Source organism: Natronorubrum halobium (assembly GCF_051351675.1).
Lineage (GTDB): Archaea > Halobacteriota > Halobacteria > Halobacteriales > Natrialbaceae > Natronorubrum.
This window is the reverse complement of record NZ_CP195596.1, coordinates 67,733-86,719: the sequence shown is the minus strand read 5'-3', so window position 1 is coordinate 86,719 and position 18,987 is coordinate 67,733. Positions and strand designations below refer to the sequence as shown.

The 18,987-nt window shown below is 59.3% G+C and carries 15 protein-coding genes; 5 read left to right on the top strand and 10 right to left on the bottom strand.

All coding sequences use genetic code 11. From position 1 onward, the window contains the following. Window positions 1–39: 39 nt before the first annotated feature. From ACSFC7_RS24405 to ACSFC7_RS24380, 6 genes are all read right to left on the bottom strand, one after another. A complete protein-coding gene (locus ACSFC7_RS24405) occupies window positions 40–1,050 on the bottom strand; it encodes an LLM class flavin-dependent oxidoreductase (protein ID WP_436348507.1) in 1,011 nt (336 codons plus the stop codon). 135 nt (window positions 1,051–1,185) lie between these two features. Continuing rightward, on the bottom strand, window positions 1,186–2,688 hold the full coding sequence (locus tag ACSFC7_RS24400; RefSeq protein ID WP_436348506.1) for a tripartite tricarboxylate transporter permease: 1,503 nt from the start codon (window positions 2,686–2,688) through the stop codon (window positions 1,186–1,188). After that, window positions 2,685–3,278, bottom strand: a complete 594-nt coding sequence (locus ACSFC7_RS24395) for a tripartite tricarboxylate transporter TctB family protein (protein ID WP_436348505.1) — start codon at window positions 3,276–3,278, stop codon at window positions 2,685–2,687. Before ACSFC7_RS24395 ends, ACSFC7_RS24400 begins: the two co-directional genes overlap by 4 nt. Window positions 3,279–3,424: 146 nt before the next feature. Further along, window positions 3,425–4,432, bottom strand: a complete 1,008-nt coding sequence (locus ACSFC7_RS24390; protein WP_436348504.1) for a Bug family tripartite tricarboxylate transporter substrate binding protein — start codon at window positions 4,430–4,432, stop codon at window positions 3,425–3,427. A 273-nt stretch (window positions 4,433–4,705) separates the two neighbouring features. Next, a complete protein-coding gene (locus tag ACSFC7_RS24385) occupies window positions 4,706–5,494 on the bottom strand; it encodes an enoyl-CoA hydratase/isomerase family protein (RefSeq protein WP_436348503.1) in 789 nt (262 codons plus the stop codon). Window positions 5,495–5,565: 71 nt separating this feature from the next. Further along, window positions 5,566–6,756, bottom strand: a complete 1,191-nt coding sequence (locus tag ACSFC7_RS24380) for a CaiB/BaiF CoA transferase family protein (RefSeq protein WP_436348502.1) — start codon at window positions 6,754–6,756, stop codon at window positions 5,566–5,568. Window positions 6,757–6,950: 194 nt separating this feature from the next. On the opposite strand from ACSFC7_RS24380, the gene ACSFC7_RS24375 reads away from it, so the two are divergent. Next, window positions 6,951–8,318, top strand: coding sequence for an MmgE/PrpD family protein (locus ACSFC7_RS24375; protein WP_436348501.1), 1,368 nt, complete (start codon window positions 6,951–6,953; stop codon window positions 8,316–8,318). Window positions 8,319–8,450: 132 nt separating this feature from the next. On the opposite strand, the gene ACSFC7_RS24370 is transcribed toward ACSFC7_RS24375, so the two are convergent. Continuing rightward, window positions 8,451–9,578 (bottom strand): acyl-CoA dehydrogenase family protein, encoded by a 1,128-nt coding sequence (locus ACSFC7_RS24370; RefSeq protein WP_436348500.1) that lies wholly within the window; start codon window positions 9,576–9,578, stop codon window positions 8,451–8,453. 473 nt (window positions 9,579–10,051) lie between these two features. On the opposite strand from ACSFC7_RS24370, the gene ACSFC7_RS24365 reads away from it, so the two are divergent. The 3 genes from ACSFC7_RS24365 (at window position 10,052) to ACSFC7_RS24355 (ending at window position 14,232) form a co-directional block, all read left to right on the top strand. Further along, window positions 10,052–10,816 (top strand): IclR family transcriptional regulator, encoded by a 765-nt coding sequence (locus tag ACSFC7_RS24365; RefSeq protein WP_436348499.1) that lies wholly within the window; start codon window positions 10,052–10,054, stop codon window positions 10,814–10,816. 542 nt (window positions 10,817–11,358) lie between these two features. Next, window positions 11,359–11,979 (top strand): rod-determining factor RdfA, encoded by a 621-nt coding sequence (rdfA, locus tag ACSFC7_RS24360; protein WP_436348498.1) that lies wholly within the window; start codon window positions 11,359–11,361, stop codon window positions 11,977–11,979. Between the two features lie 309 nt (window positions 11,980–12,288). Continuing rightward, the gene (locus tag ACSFC7_RS24355) at window positions 12,289–14,232 is read left to right on the top strand and encodes an archaea-specific SMC-related protein (RefSeq protein ID WP_436348497.1); all 1,944 of its coding nucleotides are present in this window, start codon (window positions 12,289–12,291) and stop codon (window positions 14,230–14,232) included. 715 nt (window positions 14,233–14,947) lie between these two features. Here ACSFC7_RS24355 and ACSFC7_RS24350 read toward each other — a convergent pair. Both ACSFC7_RS24350 and ACSFC7_RS24345 read right to left on the bottom strand, forming a co-directional pair. Next, window positions 14,948–15,883, bottom strand: a complete 936-nt coding sequence (locus ACSFC7_RS24350; protein WP_436348496.1) for an NAD(P)-dependent oxidoreductase — start codon at window positions 15,881–15,883, stop codon at window positions 14,948–14,950. A gap of 97 nt (window positions 15,884–15,980) precedes the next feature. After that, window positions 15,981–17,141 (bottom strand): acyl-CoA dehydrogenase family protein, encoded by a 1,161-nt coding sequence (locus tag ACSFC7_RS24345; RefSeq protein WP_436348495.1) that lies wholly within the window; start codon window positions 17,139–17,141, stop codon window positions 15,981–15,983. A 227-nt stretch (window positions 17,142–17,368) separates the two neighbouring features. Between ACSFC7_RS24345 and ACSFC7_RS24340 the strand changes: the two genes are divergently transcribed. Continuing rightward, window positions 17,369–18,172, top strand: a complete 804-nt coding sequence (locus ACSFC7_RS24340) for a winged helix-turn-helix domain-containing protein (RefSeq protein ID WP_436348494.1) — start codon at window positions 17,369–17,371, stop codon at window positions 18,170–18,172. Window positions 18,173–18,214: 42 nt separating this feature from the next. Here ACSFC7_RS24340 and ACSFC7_RS24335 read toward each other — a convergent pair whose 3' ends face one another. Next, window positions 18,215–18,976, bottom strand: coding sequence for a polysaccharide deacetylase family protein (locus ACSFC7_RS24335; RefSeq protein ID WP_436348493.1), 762 nt, complete (start codon window positions 18,974–18,976; stop codon window positions 18,215–18,217). Window positions 18,977–18,987 lie beyond the last annotated feature (11 nt).

Here is an 18,987-nt window from a genome sequence, read left to right as displayed (position 1 = left end):
GAAGAGAGATACCCATTATCAAATCGGAAGTTTATGCCGCTACTCGGCGTCGATGCGGTCCCGCACGGCCGGGATGACCTCGTCTCCAACCAGTTCGATCGACCGCAACACGTCGTCGTGGGGAATGCCCGGTCGATGCATCCCCATCAGGATACAGTCCAGCCCGACGTTCTCGTAGAGGTTGACCAGTCGATCGGTGACGGTTTCCGGGGAGCCGATGATGAATCGGTCCTCCTTGAGATCCTCGAGACGTTGATCGAGCGCGTCGGGGTTCTCCATCGCGTCGGCCTGCCCCTCCTGTACGTACCAGTCGTAGTACTTCTTGATCTGCGGACCGTATATCTCGAGCGCCTTCGCATCCGTCTCGGCGACGAACACGTCCCGACGGGCCGGAATGACACCGTGGTAGCCGTCGCCGCTCGGTTCGCCGGCTATCTCCACTTGCCGAGCGATCGTGGGCTCGTCCTCGTGCGGGTTGGCGACCCAGACGTCGCCGAGTTTACCGGCCCGCTCGATCGCCTTATCCTTGTTCCCGCCGATCCAGATCGGCGGCCGCGGATCCTGGACGGGTTTGGGCTCGATGGTGGCGTCCTCAAGCTGAAAGTGTCGCCCGTCGTAGGAGACGTTGTCCTCGGTCCACAGCTTCTTGATGACCTGGACGCCCTCGATGAGCCGGCCGAGGCGGTCGGACTTGTCGATCCCGAACGAATCGAACTCCTTGTCGCGGTACCCCATCACCGGCGCAAAGATGGTTTTGCCGCCCGTGATCGCGTCGAGCGTCGCGAACTCCTCGGCGAGGACGATCGGATGTTGGAGCGGGAGGAGATACGACGTTCCGATGTGCATGTCACCGGAGTTCGCGGCGATCCGTCCGAGCGCCGGAATCGACTGAAACTTGTGGTTGTCCGCGACGAGGAAGTGGTGACCCATCCAGAGGAGATCGAAGTTCGCCTCTCGAGCCGCGTCCACTTGGTCGATGACGGTGTCAAAGTTATCGACGGCTGACCGTGACTTGTCGTGATGACCGAACAGGTGCAATCCGAACTTCATACGTGTTCCTTCGTTCGAACCCAGATAAATACGATGGAAATTGACAGGCGCGGTACCAGAACGCGAGCGGTGAACGGGCGCAGAGATCACCCGAATCGTAGCTAGCTGGTGAAATCGATCACCGAGAGACCGTCGTCAGGTGGTGGCCGACCTGTTCGATCGTTCGTACAGGTCCTTCAGTACGGGCCCGACGAGGATCGCGAGCGTCGCCAGGAGGAGTGCGGCCGTGATCGGGCGCGTCGCGAAGATCATGTACGACCCGTCCGATAGCTGGAGCGACCGGACGAAGTTCTCCTCCGCTATCGGACCGAGGATCGCCCCCAACACGAACGCGATCACGGAGTAATTGCTCTTGAGCATCCAGTATCCCAGCACCCCGAGTGCGAAGACGGTCAGCACGTCGACCCAGTTCGTCCGGAGAGCGATCCCGCCGAGCGCGGAGAGCATGATAACCATCGGGATGATGGTCGTCGTCGTGATCTTAGTAATGTAGCTCGCACGCGTAACGATGAGCAATCCGACGGACAGGATAACCAGATTTCCGAAGAGAATCGAGAGAAGCATCGCGTACGTCGTCGCTGCTTCGGCCGAGAATAACTCCGGACCCGGGCGGAGGCCGTGCATCAGGAGGCCGCCGAGCAGCACCGCGGTAGCGCCGCTTCCGGGGATGCCGAACGAAATCGTCGGAATGATCGAACCGCCGATCGTGCCGTTGTTGGACGCTTCGGACGCGACGAGACCCTCGGTCGAACCCTCACCGAATTCGTCGGGATCCGACGCGGAGCGCATCGCTTCGCCGTACGAGAGGAAATTCGCGGCCGACGAGCCCCCGCCCGGGATCGCACCGACGATCATTCCGATATACGCCGATTTGACCATCGTCACCGGTTTCGACAGGGCCTCCTTGATTCCGTCGACGATGCTACCGCTGAAGGAGACGTCCCCCTGCGCGATGCCGCCTTTTTCGGAAGCCAGTTTGATCATTTCGGCGATCGCGAACAGCCCGATCAGGATGGCGATGAAGTCGAGACCGTCGAACAGGTCCAGCCTCCCGAACGTGTATCGCTGAGTCGGTGTCATCGGGGCGATACCGACGGTCGCGAGGAGAACGCCGAACGCACCGGAGAGGACCCCTTTAGCTACGGACCCGCGGGCGACGACGACGATCAGCGAGAGGCCGAGCACGGCGACGGCGAAGTACTCCGGGGTCTGGAAGAGCAGTACTAGTTCGATCAGGACCGGCATCAGAACGAGCAGGGTGATCAGACTGAACGTTCCCCCGAGCGCGGACGAGGTCGCGGAGATCGCGATCGCGTTCTTGGCCTTTCCCTGTCTCGACATCGGATAGCCGTCTAATGTGGTTGCGGCGGACCCGGCCGTTCCCGGTGCGTTGATGAGTATCGCTGCGATACTCCCACCGTACATCGAACCGCTGTAGATTCCGACGAGGAGAATAAGCGCATTGACCCCGGACAATGGCAACGTCAGCGGAAGGACGATCGCCATTCCGAGGGACGCACCCATGCCCGGCAGCGCACCGACGATGATTCCCGCGATTACGCCGATAACCATCCAGCCGATAGCCGGCCAGCTAAACAGGATTTCGAGCCCGGCGAGTATCGGGTCGAGAAAGCTCATCCCATCACCTGCTCCGTGAGCACGCCCTGATCGATCGGGAGATACAGCAGGTCCCAGAATGCGTACCCGACCACAAACCCGGTAACGGAGAGGCCAAGCGTGAGGTACCACGGTTTCTGGAACCACCAGCAGTAAAAGGCGATGAATATCGGCGTCGCCCAGAGCAGACCGATAGCATACCCGAGAACGATGTAACCGAGCATACTCAGGGCCGTGAATACGGAATTATCTATCGGGTACCGTCCGACGTTCAGGTCCTCTACCTCGTTCGCGTCGCCTTCGGCGTCGGACTCCTCTCCATCCTCGAGTTTCCCGGCACCGACCTCATCGACGATCTCCTCCTCGTCTCCGTCCCCGAAAAGCGATTCGTCTTTGACGATGGGTTGCACCGAGTTCGGCAGGTACTCCCTGAAGAGGAGGATCGTTCCCGCGAGAATCATAAAGAGGCTCACGTTCCTCGGCCAGATCTGGGCCGACTCAGTGAACGAAAGCGATTCGATAAAGGCGTATATTGCTACCAGTAAGAACAGTAAATTGATTGCATAGTCAATCACTCTTTCAGAAACGTGGATCCTGTCTCGTATTTCCATGTTTAGTAATAGCACACTTTGATGGGCTTATAGCTTATCCTTCGACCGCTCAACTATCGACAATGCCGTAATTCGCGGCGGGAAACAGGAATTCCAACTACAGTGATGAATCCTGTAACCTGGTCTCGAGTCTCGTGGTAGCGGGTTCAGTCGACCTGCTCCCGAATGGACTCGATATCCAGCTCTTCGGGGACCGTGTTGATAACTTCGTCGATGAGTTGATCCGTTTCCTCCGGGCCCTCGTACAGGAAGTTCGCTCCCGTATCGTCGCCCCATTCCTGGAGTTCGTCGACCTCGAGAACGCTCTCGACTGCGCTGGAGAACGTTTCGATGTGGTCGTCCGACGTTTCAGGCGGCGCGGCGAACGTCCGGGTGAGGTTCCCCAGGAAGTCCATGTCTTCGTAGCCGAGATCGGGCAGCGTCGGAACGTCCGGATACGCGGGGGTCCCGACACTTCCGAGCAGGGCCACGACCTCGAGTCGACCGTCTTCGGTGAACCCTTCGGTCGCCGCCGACGAGGAGATTCCGGCCGGGTTCTCACCGGAAACGACGGACTGCGTGGCCGGACCGTTTCCTTCGTAGCCGATGTAATCGTCGAAATCCATGTCGTAGTTCTCCCGCAGGTAGAGGGAGGCGACGTGGTAGTAGCTTCCGACCGTCTGACCGGCCCACTGGTTCAGTTCGCCGTCGGCGAAGCGACTCTGCAGGTCCTCGAAGTCCTCGATCTCGAGGTCGGGATTCGCAGTGATGAGAATCGACGTCGACTCGTACGTCGCGACCCCTTCCATCTCGGTAATGTCCCAGTCCGTCTCGTTGATCAGCGTCGACAGCGGTGTGGACGGCGGATTCATCATCAGATACGTGTAGCCGTCCGGTTCGGAGGAATACGCCTCTTGTGCTCCGCGAAGCGACGCCGAACCCGGGATGTTTTCGATCTGAATGTCGACACCGAGTTCGTCTGACAGGTGCGGCTGGAACTGTCGTGCGTACGTGTCGGTACTCCCGCCCTCGGAGAACGGAACGACGATCCGAATCGGTTGGTTTGGATAGTCGCCGTCGCCACCGTTACGGCCGAGACAGCCGGCCAAGCTGGTTCCAGCGATCGATAGCCCACCGTATTTAAGCACGTCCCTGCGACTGGTAATATGTGGCATACACATCGTCAATATTCCTAAGATCATATAAATCTACTCCAACGGCCGTATCAGGACCGGAAAACAGGTTCGCTTCCCAACAGGTATTCGACGAGACGTAGATAGAGATCGGCCAAAGTCCGAGTTGAGCGCTTGCGACGGCCGCACGGGGACCGATATCGATGTGGCGGGAGCGAAGCCGATCCCTCCGAGGGCGAGATCGGTCGTACCGAACACGGCTGCGAGGGGGACTCGAACGCCGCTCGTATCGCCGCACTCATGATCGTCCTGACGTTATCTTTCGAATTCCGGCTGTCGACCGTCGCGCATCGCGGCGACGGCCTCGGAGTGCTCCGGGTCGTTAACGCACTCCCACTGTCGCTCGAACGCCGCCTGCGCGTACGCTTCGAACGACTGCGAAACGTCGACGAGCGACTTGGTTCCGCGAACGCCGGCTTGCGGCTTCGAGACGAGGTCGTCAACGAGGTCACGCGCGGCGGAAAGCGTCTCGCCGTCCTCGACGACGTCGACGACGAGTCCGTCCTCGAGCGCGGCCTCCGGCGTGATATCCTTGCCCGTCAGGAGATACTCCTTCGCCTTCGCTTCCCCGAGCAGTCGAGGGAGCAGCCAGCCGCCGCCGTCACCCGGCACGAGACCGATATTGACGAACTGCTGGCGAAGCACGGCCTCCTCGCTCGCAATCCGGAGGTCGCACGCGAGCGCGAAGTCACAGCCGGCGCCGATTGCGGGTCCGTTGATCGCCGCAACCGTCGGCTTCGATCCCGTGTAGAGCAGTCGCACGACGTTCTGTACCTTTCCGAGGTGGGCGCGATACTTCGAGGGCGTCTCCCTGTCGTCACGGCCGTCCATCTCGTTGACGTCGGCGCCGCTACAGAATCCCCGGCCATTGCCAGTGAGGAGAATCGCGTAGACCCCCGAGTCGTTCATCGCTTCGTACAGCACCTCGTTCAGTTCCTCGAGCATCCGTGCGTCGAACGCGTTCAAGACGTCGGGTCTATCGAGAACGACTTCGGCGCGTCCGTCGACGACCGTATAGTCGACGTACTCGCGGTCGTTACTCATGGCTGGCCTCCCGTGCGAGTCCACGTTCGAAGATCGCTACCGCCTCGGTTCGGTCGATGGTGGTCATTGGTTCAGATCGCATCGTTGGCTCTCAGTTCGTCGATCTCTTGTTCCGAGTAGCCCGTCAGGTCGGCGAGGATCTCGTCGGTGTGCTCCCCGAGGAACGGGGCGCGGTCGATCTCCGGCTCCTCGGCCCCCGAGAACTTGATCGGCATCCCCGGGACCGGCATCTCCTCCCTACCGTCCGTCTGATTCGGCAGGTACTCGATCATGTTTCGGTGCTCGAGGTGGGGATCGTCGATGATCTCCTCGACTGTCTTGACCGGCGCGCTCGGGACGTTCGACTCCAGCAGGATCTCCATCACCTCGTTTTTCGTCTTTCCGTCCAGCCACGCCTCGATGTAGCCGTCGACCTCGTCGATGTGTTGTGCGCGGAGGGCCTTCGAGGAGTACTTCTCCATCTCGGAGAGCTCCGCCCTGCCCATAACTTCGGTCAGGTTCTCCCAGTGGCGCTCGGAGATGCAGATGATCGCGACGTGACCGTCCTCGACCTCGTAGGTGTTGTACGGCGCGATAGCCAATCCGGAGTGTTTGTTTCCGGTCCGGGCCGGCGCGTCGTTCTGATCGACAAGCGATGCAATCGGTGATGCCAACGTCGGAAACATCGTATCGAACATACCAACTTCGATGTACTCTCCCTCACCGGTCGCTTCCCGCTCGTAGAGCGCACTGACGATTCCGACGACGAGGTGGAGCGCGCCCATGAAATCACAGATCGCCGGGCCCGCCTTGACCGGGGGTTGTTCGGGATAGCCGGTCGTATTCATCACACCGCTCATCGCCTGTACCGTGAGATCCATCGCCGGATAATCGGCGTACGGCCCGTCGTCCCCGTACCCCGATCCGTGTGCGTAGACGAGTTCCGGGTTCACCTCGCTGAGCGTCTCGTAGCCGACGCCGAGTTCCGCCATCTTCCCCTTCGCGAAGTTCTCGAGGAGGACATCCGCTTCGGCGACGAGATCCTTGAGCGTCTCTTTCCCTCGTTCGGACTTGAGATTGAGCGTAATGCCGCGTTTCGTGACGTTCAGAAACTGGTACTGCGGCGGTTTCCCGTCCTCGCTCCGCGTCCTGACGTTCTCTCCCCAGGGGGGTTCGACTTTGACTACGTCGGCTCCCAAAAACGACATCAGAAGACCGCTGTAGCCGCCTTGATAGATCTGTCCCAGATCCAGGACACGCACGCCATCTAGGGGTCGTGACATACACGCTGTGTATCTGTCGCGGATATATGAAGCTTACCACTAGCTGACTGACGTTTTTCGGCAGCGAAGGTCGAGAGGACCGTCGTGATCGATACGAGTGAGGACGCCTCCGTCGGTAGTGGCAGGCGGTCCCGACACCGGAATCTCGTCGACTTCCGGGTAAGCTATAACTGTCCGCGGTCGATGAATCCTGTATGGGACAGAGTACCCAGGACCGCCTCACAGACGGCGAAACCGTCCGTCTTGCGGCGTTCTGCACCGACCTGACGTACGACGCACTGAACGACGACGTCGTCGAGGGGGCCAAGAAGGCGCTCGTCGACACGCTCGCAGCCACCTACGCGGGAATCGACACCGATCCCGGCGGGCACATGCTCGACTACGTGAGCCAGTACGAGAACGACGAGGCGACCGTCATCGGCAACGACGCCGGCTCGAACGCGCAGTTCGCGGCGCTCGCGAACGGCACGCTCGCCCACGCGCTGGACGTCGACGACGGGCACAGAAGCGCCGCCGGACACCCCGGAAGTGCCGCCATTCCGGCCGCCCTCGCGGTCGCAGAAAAGACGGACGCGTCCGGAAGGGATCTCATCACCGCGATCGTCGCCGGCTACGAGGGGATGGTCAAGACCGCCAAATCCGTCCAGACCTCCCACCGAGAACGCGGGTTCCACGCCACGGCGACGTGTGGCTGTTTCGGGGCCGCCGCGGCGGTGAGCAGCCTCCTCGACCTCGACGAGACGCAGACGGCCCACGCCCTCGGGCTCGCGGGCACCCAGGCGGGCGGCCTGTTCGAGTTCCTCGAGAAGGGATCGATGGCCAAACGATTCCATCCGGGACGCGCCGCCCACGCCGGAATTCTGGCCGCCGAACTCGCCGCGACCGGGTTCGACGGCCCCGACACGATCATCGAGGGGAAAGACGGCTTCGCGAGGGCGTTTACCGACGAGTACGATCTCGAGCCCTTCGAGAATCTCGGCGATCCGTTCTCGATTACGGAAAACTATCTGAAACCGTTCCCGTGCTGTCGTCACATTCACGGCCCGATCGAGGCCGCGCTGGCAGTTCGAGACGAAGGAGTCACAGCCGACGACGTCGACACGATCCGCGTCGAAACGTACGGGACTGCCTCCCATCACGACAAGACAGCAGTCGAGAACCTACTCGACACGCAGATGAGCATCCCGTACGGCGTCGCGATCGCGCTCGTCACCGGAGAGGCGAAACTGGCCCAGTTCGAACCGTCGAACGCGACGAATCCGGACGTCGAGGCGTTGATCGAGAACGTGGAGGTCGTCCTAAGCGACGAGATGGAAGAGCTATACCCGGAGACGCGACCGGCACGCGTGATATTCACGCTGGACTCGGGTGAACAGTACGAAGAGCTCGTGAAGTATCCGCTGGGTGCAGCCGAGAAGCCGCTCTCGCGAGATCGGTTGGAAGAGAAGTTCCGCGATATCAGCGCTGGTTACCTCTCCGAGGACCAACAGGAGACCGTTATCGAGAACGCCTTCTCGATCGACGAGTTCGACTCGGTCGCGACGTTCGCCGAACAGCTATAGCGCTCGCCGAGAGCGCGCTCCCGGTCGTCGTCGTCCGCTATCGTACAAAAACGCCGCCTCGAGGATCGGGAACGGCCGGTCGACGGGCAGAAACGTCCGGTTCGGTGATCAGTATTAACCTGATCGGCTCGATCAGTCGAGTCCGTATTTCTTGAGATAGCTCGCGATTCCGTTCCGCTGCACTTCGACGGTACCGCCGGCGATCTTCCACCCGCGAACCCACCGGTACATGTACTCCAACGGCGACTCCTGCATGTACCCCATCGCACCGTGGATCTGCAGCGCTTCGTCGACGACCTTCTGGCCGACTTCGTTCGCCTTGACCTTCGCGATCGAGGTCTCCAGACGCGATGGATCGCTATCCTGTGCGTTGGCCGCCGCTCTGTATATCAGAAGCCGCGCGGACTCGAGTTCGATCGCCATATCGGCGAGTTTCCACTCGATACCCTGAAAATCGCCGATCGGCTGGCCGAACTGTTCGCGTTCCTGTGCGTGTGCCAGCGCCTTATCGAACGAGTTCAGTCCGCACGCGACGCACATCATCGCATTGTGACACCGTTCCACGTTGAATTCGATCATCAATTCCTTGAACGCCTCCTTCTCGTGAACCAAGACCTGTTCCTCAGAAACCCGGCAGTCGTCGAAATAGAGTTCGTTCTGAACGTGGCCGGCCATATTCGTCGTTCCATCGTCGAGTGACAGTCCGTCGGTGTCCTTATCGACGACGATGGCACCGATATTGTCGTCCGGGAACCGTGCGTAGACGAGGAACGCGGCGCACTGTTCGGCTTTCGTTACCCACATCTTGCTCCCGTTCAGGACGAGTTCGTCACCGTCGTATTCGACGCTCGTTTGCATGTTCCCGGCGTCGGAACCCGCCTCGGGCTCGGAGATCGCGACGGAGATAACCGTCTCTCCGGCGCAGACGCCCGGGAGGTACTTCTCCTTCAAATACTCGCTTCCAAGTGCCGCGATCACTCGAGGCGGTCCCATCGACGATCGCGAGAGGATGTGTGCGGTGTCCGGACAGACTCGACCGACGGCTTCCTGGGCCAGCAACACTTCGACGGGCGAGTAGCCACCGCCTCCGTACTCCATCGGAAGCCCGATACCGAGGAGTTCCTGCTCCGCGAGGATCTCCTGATTCTGAGCCGGGAACTCGTCCTCCCACGTGAACGCATCGTCTTCGAATTCCTGTTTCGCGATCTCGGAGGCAGTTCGATACACTAACTGCTGTTCCTCGGTCAACTGGAAGTCCATATGATCGGATCGTAGTAAAGCAGTATGAGAGTTGTGGTAGCGGAGACGATGAGCCCAAGAGAGTTGCTACCGTTCCACATGGTAACTACTGATACAGTGATTTTCGCTCTTCGAAAACGGCCGGGTGCAGAGATACCCTAGCAGACGAGCCAATAAATGACATATATTGTTATTCAGCGAGGATACGAACACAATCAGTATTGATTAGCCACTTAATCGCAAGGATCAAGTAGTAGGTCGGATTCGTCGGTGAGAAATAGTGATATATATTGTTGCCGACTAATACATTGATTTCAGGAGTATCGAAGTAATTATATTCCTCAGTAGAGTAGATCGGCCGAACAGTAAAGCGGTGGTACCCTCCAGGAGGAGTCTCGCAGGTCACGTATTCGGACTGGATTCCCCAGCCATGAAAGCAAAGAAAATTATTTCTCAGACGTGAACTTTATATACTCGGTCTTCGATGGCAGAGTATGGGAAACAACCCGCAAAAGATCAACGCGGTCGAAATCAGCCTGGCTGTCGTTCAAGAGCTCGTCAGACGGGACGGGGCGCGGGTAACGGAGATCGCATCGGAGATCGACATCGCACCGAGCACTTCGCACAAACACCTCCAGACGCTGTTGGAAGAAGGCTACGTGATCAAAGAGGGGGATCTCTACTACCCCAGCATGGAGTATCTCCACATCGGGGAGTACACGCGGCGCCGCAAACCAGCGTACCGGAAAGCGGAAGCACGGGTCGAGTCCCTCGCCGAAGAGACCGGTGGTCGAACCCACTTCGTAACCGAGGAACACGGTCGCGGCCGGTACGTGTACACGAGCACCGGAAATCTCGCCGTCGAGACGTTTACCGGAAAGGGCACGAGCTTCCCGCTCCACGTGACGGCATCCGGAAAAGCGATTCTCGCGCATCTCCCGGAAGAACGAGTTCACGAAATTATCGACAGACACGGGATCGAAGCGTCCACGGAGCAGAGTATTACGTCGAAAGAGTCACTATTCGAAGAGCTCCAGACCATTCGTGACAGCGGTGTCGCGTTCAATATCGAGGAACACTACGAAGGGAGCAGTGCGGTTGCTGCACCCGTACGAGAGCCGAGCGGCAGTATTCTCGGCGCGCTGACCATCTCCGGTCCGGCCCAGCGCCTCAAAGGCGATTTCCTGCACGATGAGTTGCCGGACCTGCTTCTGGCGACGGTGAACGAACTGGAGCTAGAAATCGTGTACTCCGACTAACGCTCTCGAACCGTTTCATCCTGAGACCTCCAAACGGGGAGTCGAAGCGCACTCGAACGGACGATCTCACTTCGCTCGGCTCTGATTCCGCGTCCCCAGCGAACGTTTCACTAACAGCGGTTCCGTTGTTGCGGTGGATCCTATCTAGTCAGCTCTTTTCCAAACAAGTGTTCCACTGTTACGGAATTAACAGGGGCGAACGCGGTTGCTCCCAGTTGTGATAGTCCACAAATCAGTACGAACAGGAACCCACACCAGTATAGCAGAGTCCGTGCACATCGCCGGGTACTCGCATCGATTCGAAGCGTTCGTGACGATCCGGAACTGGGTTCGAAACGACGAGGTTTCGAATTTACTAACACCGGTACAGTTGTTATGGAATGCTGCTCGTGATCGGAGCGACCGTCGAGCGGTGATCCGCCAGTACCGAACTCGTCATTTCTGACGGACGAATCCGTAGCGATCCGAAAGGCGACGGTAGTGTCGCGAACCCGTCTTTGCCAATGACAACTGATTAGGGGATCAACTACGACTGATGAAATATGGACGAAGATACAGAATCGAGCAGTTCTCGAGGCCGCCCGAGTAAAGTAGCCCGTCTCGTCGACCAGTACGACTTGGCCGAACTCGGCGCCGAAATCGAGACCGAATGGACGAAAGAAGGGGCAGATCGGCGCAGCCTTCGCGATCTAGCGGACTACTTCAATCGGGAGCTATTGCGGCAGATCCTCCGGAACGCCAACGTCGAAACACTCGACGGCGAGGTCGAAAACTTTTATCGCCTCCTCACGACTGACTCGGCGAGCGTTGCAGACCGCACCCGGGTTCGTCGACGACTCGAAGGGGAGGGTATCGACGTCGATCAGTTAGAGTCGGATTTCGTCTCGTATCAGGCGATCCGAACGTACCTGCAGAAGCACCGGGGTGTACGCTACGAAGCGACCGACGGTGACCCCATCTCACAGTTACAGACCGCCGTCGAGCAACTGCAGAACAAACTCGTGGCCGTAACTGAAAGCAGACTCGAGCGAGTTAACGACGGAACCGTCCTCGAGATCGAGAATCCACGTGTCATGGTCGGGGTGCAAGTCGCGTGTACGGAGTGTGGCCGACAGATGAACATTACCGAACTCTCGGACGGAACGAGTTGTGATTGTGTCTAACTGAGCGGTTACCGACCGTGCTGGAAGACCGCTACGGAGATAGTATTGGTTAGAGTCACTTCGTCCACCTCGTCGAACGTGGAAATGCTGTTAGTTGTATTCTCGTATACCGATAGTAGCACTACGAGTACCGATCCGAGGAACAGTAGGAACACCTGTTGAGGGATTGAGGCGAGTATAGCGCGTATCAGAACGGAACAGTGAGATAGTGACGGTATTGTTACTATAGTTATTCAGTGGCCATACGGAGAGAGACACGAGACATGTAGAGAGAAGCACTTATGGTAACGTGGGCGGGAATACAGACGAATGAGTGGTCAAGAGTTAGAACCCAAGGAAATCGAGATCGAGGTCACCAATATTGGCGGCATCGACGAGGTGAGCGCGAATATCACCCCCGGAGTGACGGTCCTCGCTGGTCGAAATGCGACCAATCGAACCTCGTTCTTACAGGCGATCATGGCCGCACTCGGAAGCGACGACGTCTCCGTGAAGGCGGACGCCGACGAGGCTCACGTCACGCTCACCATCGGCGACGAAACATACACCCGACAGCTCGAACGAGCGAACGGCTCGATCCGAACGGGTGGCGACCCCTATCTCGAGGAGCCCCTTCTCGCAGAACTCTTCGCATTTCTTCTCGAGTCGAACGACGCGAGACGCGCAGTGGTGACGGACACCGATCTTCGGGATCTCATTATGCGACCGATCGATACCGACGAGATCCAGGCGGAGATCGAACGACTCATCGACGAGCGACGACGGATCAACGAGGAACTGGACGAAATCGCGTCCCTGAAAAAACGACTGCCGTCGCTCGAGGAAGACCGAACGCGAATCGAATCGGAGATCGAGTCGACGAAAGAACGGCTCGCCGAAACGGAGGCGGAACTCGAGTCGTACGACGACGGCGTCGAACAGACACGCGCGGAACAGAACGAGTTGGAGGAAAAGCTCACCGAGCTCCAAGATCGACGCGGCGACCTCGAATCCGTTCGCTACGAGCTCGAAACCGAGAAGGAAAGTCTCGAATCCCTCCAGCGCGAGAAACGGACGCTTGCGGACGAGGCCGACGACCTCCCGGACACGCCCATGGGAGACCACGACGAAATCGAGTCGCGCATCGACAGGCTTCGGACGCGAAAACAGCGACTCGAATCCGAGATCACCGATCTGCAGAGTGTCATCCAGTTCAACGAAGAGATGCTCGAGGACCCGGAGAACGGCCTCCTCGACGGTACCACCGACGAGAATGGCGATTCGGTGACCGATCAACTGCTCCCGGACGACTCGGTGACGTGTTGGACGTGTGGGAGCGTCGTCGACGCAGAGCAGATCGAAAGCACCCTTTCGCTGCTCCGAGAGCAGAGTCAGGAGAAATTCAACGCCATCAACGAGATCGACGACGAACTCGACGCGCTAACGGATCGGCGATCCGAACTCCGCGACAAACAACGCGAACGGGAGCGCATCGAGCGACGGCAGACCGAAGTAGCCGAGGAGATCGAGAACACGGAAGAAGCGATCGAACGGCTCTCCGAACGCCGTGACAGCCTGCGAACGGAAATTTCTGCGTTGGAAGAGGACGTCGAAGCCCAGGAAGAAGACATGCAGGAGGAGGTTCTCGAACTCCACCGGGAAGCCAATCAGTACGAGTACGATCTCGGAAAGCTGGAAAACCAAATCGAAGGAATCGACGACGAAATCGAAGAGATCGAGACTCGCCTCGAGAGCGAAGCCGAACTCGAATCCGAACGCGACGCGATCAAAGACGAGATCGGAGCGTCGAGAACGAAGATCAAACGGATCGAGCGAACGGCCGTCGAGGAGTTCAACGAGCATATGGACACCGTCCTGGAACGCCTCGGCTACGGAAATATCGAGCGCGTCTGGCTCGATCGGACGGAAACGGACGTCCGACGCGGACGCCGAAAGGAACGCAAAAGCGTCTTCGACCTCAACATCGCGAGACAGACGAAGAACGGAACGACCTACAAGGATACGGTAGATCACCTCAGTGAAAGCGAACGCGAAGTCGTCGGTCTCGTCTTCGCGCTCGCCGGCTATCTGGTTCACGAGGTCTACGAGACGGTTCCGTTTCTCCTCCTCGATTCGCTCGAAGCGATCGACTCCGAGCGAATCGCGACGTTGATCGAGTACCTGCACACGTACAGCCCCTATCTCGTCGTCGCCCTGCTCGACGAGGACGCGTCGGCGCTCAGTGACGATTATCAGTATATATCTTCAATCTGATATGCATCGGGAATAGTTCCAGTCTCGGATCGTCGACATTCCGAATCGATCAAGCGGAATTTCTACCAATTACAGTAGTTATGGTGAGAACAGTCGGGTTTGTTCTCTGGTACGAGGTGGGAGATTGTGACCCAGTAAAGTGCTGGTAGTTGCACAGTTAGACGATCAATATCGTATAGTACAGATATTATTAGAGAATTTTGGATATTTTATATAGTTATACGCACAATAGCGCCATATATCCCACAATCATGTATTGAAGGCAGATAGATTGATAGTAATATGAGAGATTCGATAAGTAGTCAAGAGAAAGATAACTAAGTGAGCAGCCACGAATGGCTCTAAAAGTCCGACCTAACTGATGGGTGGGAGACCGTCGATTCTACCAGACCACCGAGAACGTCGAGGAGCGAGTAAACGAATGCGGCCTGGAGAGGAGCGTTCGACGACGAGATTGGCTAGAGATCGTAGTGGAGAGACCCGCGAGGTAGCTGTTCCTTCCCGCTCACCGGTCAACCGCGAGTCCCGAAAGTGGTCGTTGCACCTCGAGGGGAAAATCACGTCCACTGAATTCCGACCGACGTAGTCGTCGACCGAACAACAATCGCAAAGGATTACGAGGTGGTCGACCAGTTACGGAGGGACGAACGTCGACACCCGACCGAACGTTCTCTGACGACAGCGCTTCGAATGCTCCGATAACTGCTCGAACGGTTCAACTGTAGCCGGTAAACGTCTCGTCGACGTCGGATTCGGATTCGACAGTGGCTCCCGTACTCTGCTCGAACAACTTGACGACGCTACAGCAGTCCTCGTCACCGAGTCCTTCGGCGCTCGCTTTCGTGTAGAGTTGATTGACCAGCCCGCTCAGGGCGAGCGGAACGTCCTGATTGTCCGCCATCTCGAGTGCCAGTCCCGTATCCTTTCGCGCGTAATCCACCGTAAACCCCGGTTCGAAGTTTCGGTTCAGTACTCTCGGGAGTCGCTTCCGGAACTGATTGGACGCGCCCCCGGTGTTCGACAGAATCTCGTACAGGACTTCGCCATCGACATCCGCGGCGACGCCCAGTGACATGACCTCCATCGCGAGAAGCAGGTTCCCCATCGACATGACATTGTTCAGGAGTTTCACCGTGTGTCCCGAACCCACGTCCCCCGCGTAGAATATCCGCTCGCTGAGAGACTCGAGTACGCCCTGAACGGTCTCCCCCTCGAACACCGTCTCGTCGCCGCCCACGATGGCCATGAGCGAGCCGTCCGCACAGTTCGTCGGCCCGCCGCTGACCGGCGCGTCGAGGAGTTCGACGGCCTCGCTCTCGGCGGCGATACGGCGGGTCGTCTCCGGTTCGATGCTGCTCATCTCCAGTGCGATCACCCCGTCGCTTCGACTCGCGCCATCGTCGATCCCGTCGGCGTCGAGATACACGGATTCGACGATCGACGGCGTCGGAAGGCTCGTGATGACGAGATCCGCGGCCGATGCGACGGCTGCGGGTGAGTCTCCCGGTTCGATACCGTCCTCGGCGAGTCGCGTGAGCGTCTCGTCGCTCTCGTCGTACCCGGTGACTGAAAATCCGGCTTCGGTGAGTCTGACTGCGATACTGCCGCCCATCTGTCCGAGTCCGATCACTCCGACATCCGTCGTATACATGCTAGTGATAAACGCACACGGCGAGTAAAATAAGTATCGTCTGTGCGGGCAGCGTTCATCGGAAGTGGGGCGACAGGAGAATCGAGCGGGGATGGGACTACGAGGAAAGCAGCTTATCCGCGATGATTCGTTTCTGGATCTCGCTCGTCCCCTCGAAGATGCGGGTGAGTCGGGCATCCCGCCAGTAACGCTCGACGTCGAACTCGGTCGTGTATCCGTACCCGCCGTGGATCTGAATGCCCTCGCTCGTGACGCGCTCTGCGACTTCGCTCGCGAACAGCTTCGCCATCGCGGCCTCCGCATCCGCTCCCTCGCCTTCGTCTACGGCGTCGGCGACGAGGAGCGTCAGCGCTCGAGCGGCTTCGACCTCGGTCGCCATATCGGCCAGTTTGAACCGAATCGCTTGGAACTCCGAAATCGGTTCGTCGAACTGTACTCGCTCCTGCGCGTATCCCAGGGAGTCCTCGAGCGCGCCGCGAGCCAGCCCGACCGCTCTGGCCGCCGTGTGAACCCGGCCCTCTTCGAAGAACTCCATGATCTGGTAGAACCCCTGTCCCTCCTCGCCGCCGACGAGTTTGTCCGCGCTGACGCGGACGTCGTCGAAGTTCACCTCCCACGTCTTCCAGCCGTGGTACCCGATCTTGTCGATCGCGGTCCCGCTCAGGCCCTCTCGGTCGAACGTTCCGGCCGGTTTTTCGACGATGAACCCGGAGATTCCGCGGTACGACGGCTCCGCATCGGGGTCGGTAACGGCGTACGTCAGGATGAAATCCGAGCCCTTCGCGAACGTACACCACATCTTCTGGCCGTTGAGCACGTACTCGTCGCCGTCTCGCTCCGCCCGCAGTCGCATGTTCGAGACGTCGCTTCCGGCGTCGGGTTCGCTGATCGCGATGCTCTTGAGCAGTTTTCCCCTCGCCATCTTCGGGAGGTATTCCTGCTTCTGCTCTTCGGTTGCTCCGGCGAGACTCTGGCCGCGTGCGATAATACTGCCGACGCTGAGCCAGCCGCGAGAGAGTTCCTCGGCGATCACCGCGTAGGCTTTGAGATCCAGTCCGAGACCATCGTACTCTTCGTCGATGAGGATGCCGAAAAAGCCCATCTCGCGGAGATTGTCGACGAGTTCGGCCGACATCTCCTCCTGCTGCGGATCCCGCTCTCTGGCCTCCGGCAGCACTTCGTTCTCGACGAACCGTTTCGTCTCGTCACGGAACAGTTGGTGTTCTTGATCCAGGAGGACGTTTGAGATCCCTGTCATAGCCTATACTCAACTGGCAGGCGTTATTAAGCGTTCTCACTACTGCAGGGATCGTGACAGGAGAGGGACTGGAAATCGACGTGACTCGGCCCCTTGTGTCGGCCTCTCTCGGCGAATCGAGGCACCTCGATAGCGCGGCCGTCGACACTCCGTCGAAGTAGCCAACTATATTATCCCGGACCGGTATAGTCACGGTAGAGCGTGGCAATCTTTGTCATAGAGTGTCAATGTCCGAATCCGCGACCAGCCCGAACGGTCACCGAGAGGAACAGTCAACGAGGATACCGCGTGCGATCATCCACAAACAGATCTTAGACGCCGCAGAGACGAACCCCGACGCGTCCATGGAGGACATCGCGACGGCCGTGAGCGGTGCCACTGCCGATCTCGTGGATCACGTGCTCGAGGAGTACGGAGACCCGGCGACGGCACCTGCCGAGGAAGCACTGGAGGTGGACGCCGGATCGACGGCTGCCGAGTCGACGGAAAACGGCGAGGAAACGACGGGAACCGGTCGGGATGGCGTTGCGAGCGAGACGCGAACCGAGACGGAGGTCACGGAAAAGCAGCGCGAAGCGCTTCGCGTCATCGCGGAACGGCCCGACGCGACGCAGGCCGATATCGCCGATATTCTCGGTGTGAGTAGCCCGAGCATCAACAAACGCGTCAACTCGATCGACGGCTTCGACTGGTCCGATCGTCGCTCGTTCGTCGAGCAGTATTTCGACGATCCCGACGCGGTAGCTCGAGGGGAGACGTCCGAGAGGCGACCGGCGGCCATCGAACGGACGGACGGCGGATCGAGGCTGCCACGGGCCGACGACCGCGACGCACAGATCGACGAACTCACTCAGCGACTCACTGCCGTAGAGCGATCGCTCGAGGAGACGCAGTCGTCATTGCCGGCGATTAGCGACCCGGAAATCCTGCACAAGGTCGTTCACGCCTGTCTCGAGTCCGACCACATCTCCGCGGACGAGGAGCTCGCGATCCTGCACGACCTCCTCGGGACCGACGAACGGAGCGACTGAATTCCGGGCGAAGCGGTCCTCGATCGGCGCGATTTTCCGCGCTTACCGCACCCGAAACGGCGGGAAACAATCGAGCAACAGTCCGGGGCCGTCTGCGCGTCCGTCCGCGACGGCCTGCGGGGTGTCGAAGGTGGTATTCGCGAGTATCTCGGCGAACGCGTCGACCCCGTCGTGGTGGACGTGAATATTCGGATGACACAGCAATACGGACGTCGTCGTCGCGCTCGCGGTCAACCGTTCGAACGCGTCGCGGGGAGCCGTTCCGGTTTCGAGGCGTTGCAGATCGTACGGACGGACGGGGTCGAGCACCTCGAGCGTCGTCGACGTCTCGGACGGTGGCTGGCCCAGCAGCCAGTCGAGACCGGCGTCTTCGGCGGCGCGAACCGTGCCCTCGCTAGCTCGCATGAACGGCACGTGGAACCCCGTCGGCGTCGACGCCGAAACCGATTCCAACGCGTCGCGGGCGGTCGTCAACTCCTCGAGAGCCATCTCGTACGGCGTCTCCATGTAGGAGGTGTGTCGATAGCCGTGGACGACAAGGTCGTGTCCTCGGGCGGCGATTCGCTCGATCGCCTCGCGGAGATGGTCGTCTTCCTCGAGATAGATCGCGGGGACCGGAAATCCGGCCGTCACCCCCGCCGCCTCGAGGTCCTCGAGCAACCGATCGATGCCGTCGTCGAAGAAATCGTGGAGGATGTGATGAATGCGGGTGTCGAGATCGATCGCCGGATCCAGGGCTCGAACGAACTTGAGATACGGCGCTATCGAGCGCCGCTTCTGTGTCAGACTGTCGTGTTCGGACATATTGTATCGGC

Bases quoted from the DNA above. Each gene is read 5' to 3' on its own strand.
- ACSFC7_RS24355 (WP_436348497.1), top strand. From the start codon at position 12,289: ATGAGTGGTCAAGAGTTAGAACCCAAGGAAATCGAGATCGAGGTCACC.
- ACSFC7_RS24350 (WP_436348496.1), bottom strand. From the start codon at position 15,883: ATGTATACGACGGATGTCGGAGTGATCGGACTCGGACAGATGGGCGGC.
- ACSFC7_RS24345 (WP_436348495.1), bottom strand. From the start codon at position 17,141: ATGACAGGGATCTCAAACGTCCTCCTGGATCAAGAACACCAACTGTTC.
- ACSFC7_RS24380 (WP_436348502.1), bottom strand. From the start codon at position 6,756: ATGTCACGACCCCTAGATGGCGTGCGTGTCCTGGATCTGGGACAGATC.
- ACSFC7_RS24390 (WP_436348504.1), bottom strand. From the start codon at position 4,432: ATGCCACATATTACCAGTCGCAGGGACGTGCTTAAATACGGTGGGCTA.
- ACSFC7_RS24365 (WP_436348499.1), top strand. From the start codon at position 10,052: ATGGGAAACAACCCGCAAAAGATCAACGCGGTCGAAATCAGCCTGGCT.
- ACSFC7_RS24370 (WP_436348500.1), bottom strand. From the start codon at position 9,578: ATGGACTTCCAGTTGACCGAGGAACAGCAGTTAGTGTATCGAACTGCC.
- rdfA (WP_436348498.1), top strand. From the start codon at position 11,359: ATGGACGAAGATACAGAATCGAGCAGTTCTCGAGGCCGCCCGAGTAAA.
- ACSFC7_RS24340 (WP_436348494.1), top strand. From the start codon at position 17,369: ATGTCCGAATCCGCGACCAGCCCGAACGGTCACCGAGAGGAACAGTCA.
- ACSFC7_RS24400 (WP_436348506.1), bottom strand. From the start codon at position 2,688: ATGAGCTTTCTCGACCCGATACTCGCCGGGCTCGAAATCCTGTTTAGC.
- ACSFC7_RS24385 (WP_436348503.1), bottom strand. From the start codon at position 5,494: ATGAGTAACGACCGCGAGTACGTCGACTATACGGTCGTCGACGGACGC.
- ACSFC7_RS24375 (WP_436348501.1), top strand. From the start codon at position 6,951: ATGGGACAGAGTACCCAGGACCGCCTCACAGACGGCGAAACCGTCCGT.
- ACSFC7_RS24395 (WP_436348505.1), bottom strand. From the start codon at position 3,278: ATGGAAATACGAGACAGGATCCACGTTTCTGAAAGAGTGATTGACTAT.
- ACSFC7_RS24335 (WP_436348493.1), bottom strand. From the start codon at position 18,976: ATGTCCGAACACGACAGTCTGACACAGAAGCGGCGCTCGATAGCGCCG.
- ACSFC7_RS24405 (WP_436348507.1), bottom strand. From the start codon at position 1,050: ATGAAGTTCGGATTGCACCTGTTCGGTCATCACGACAAGTCACGGTCA.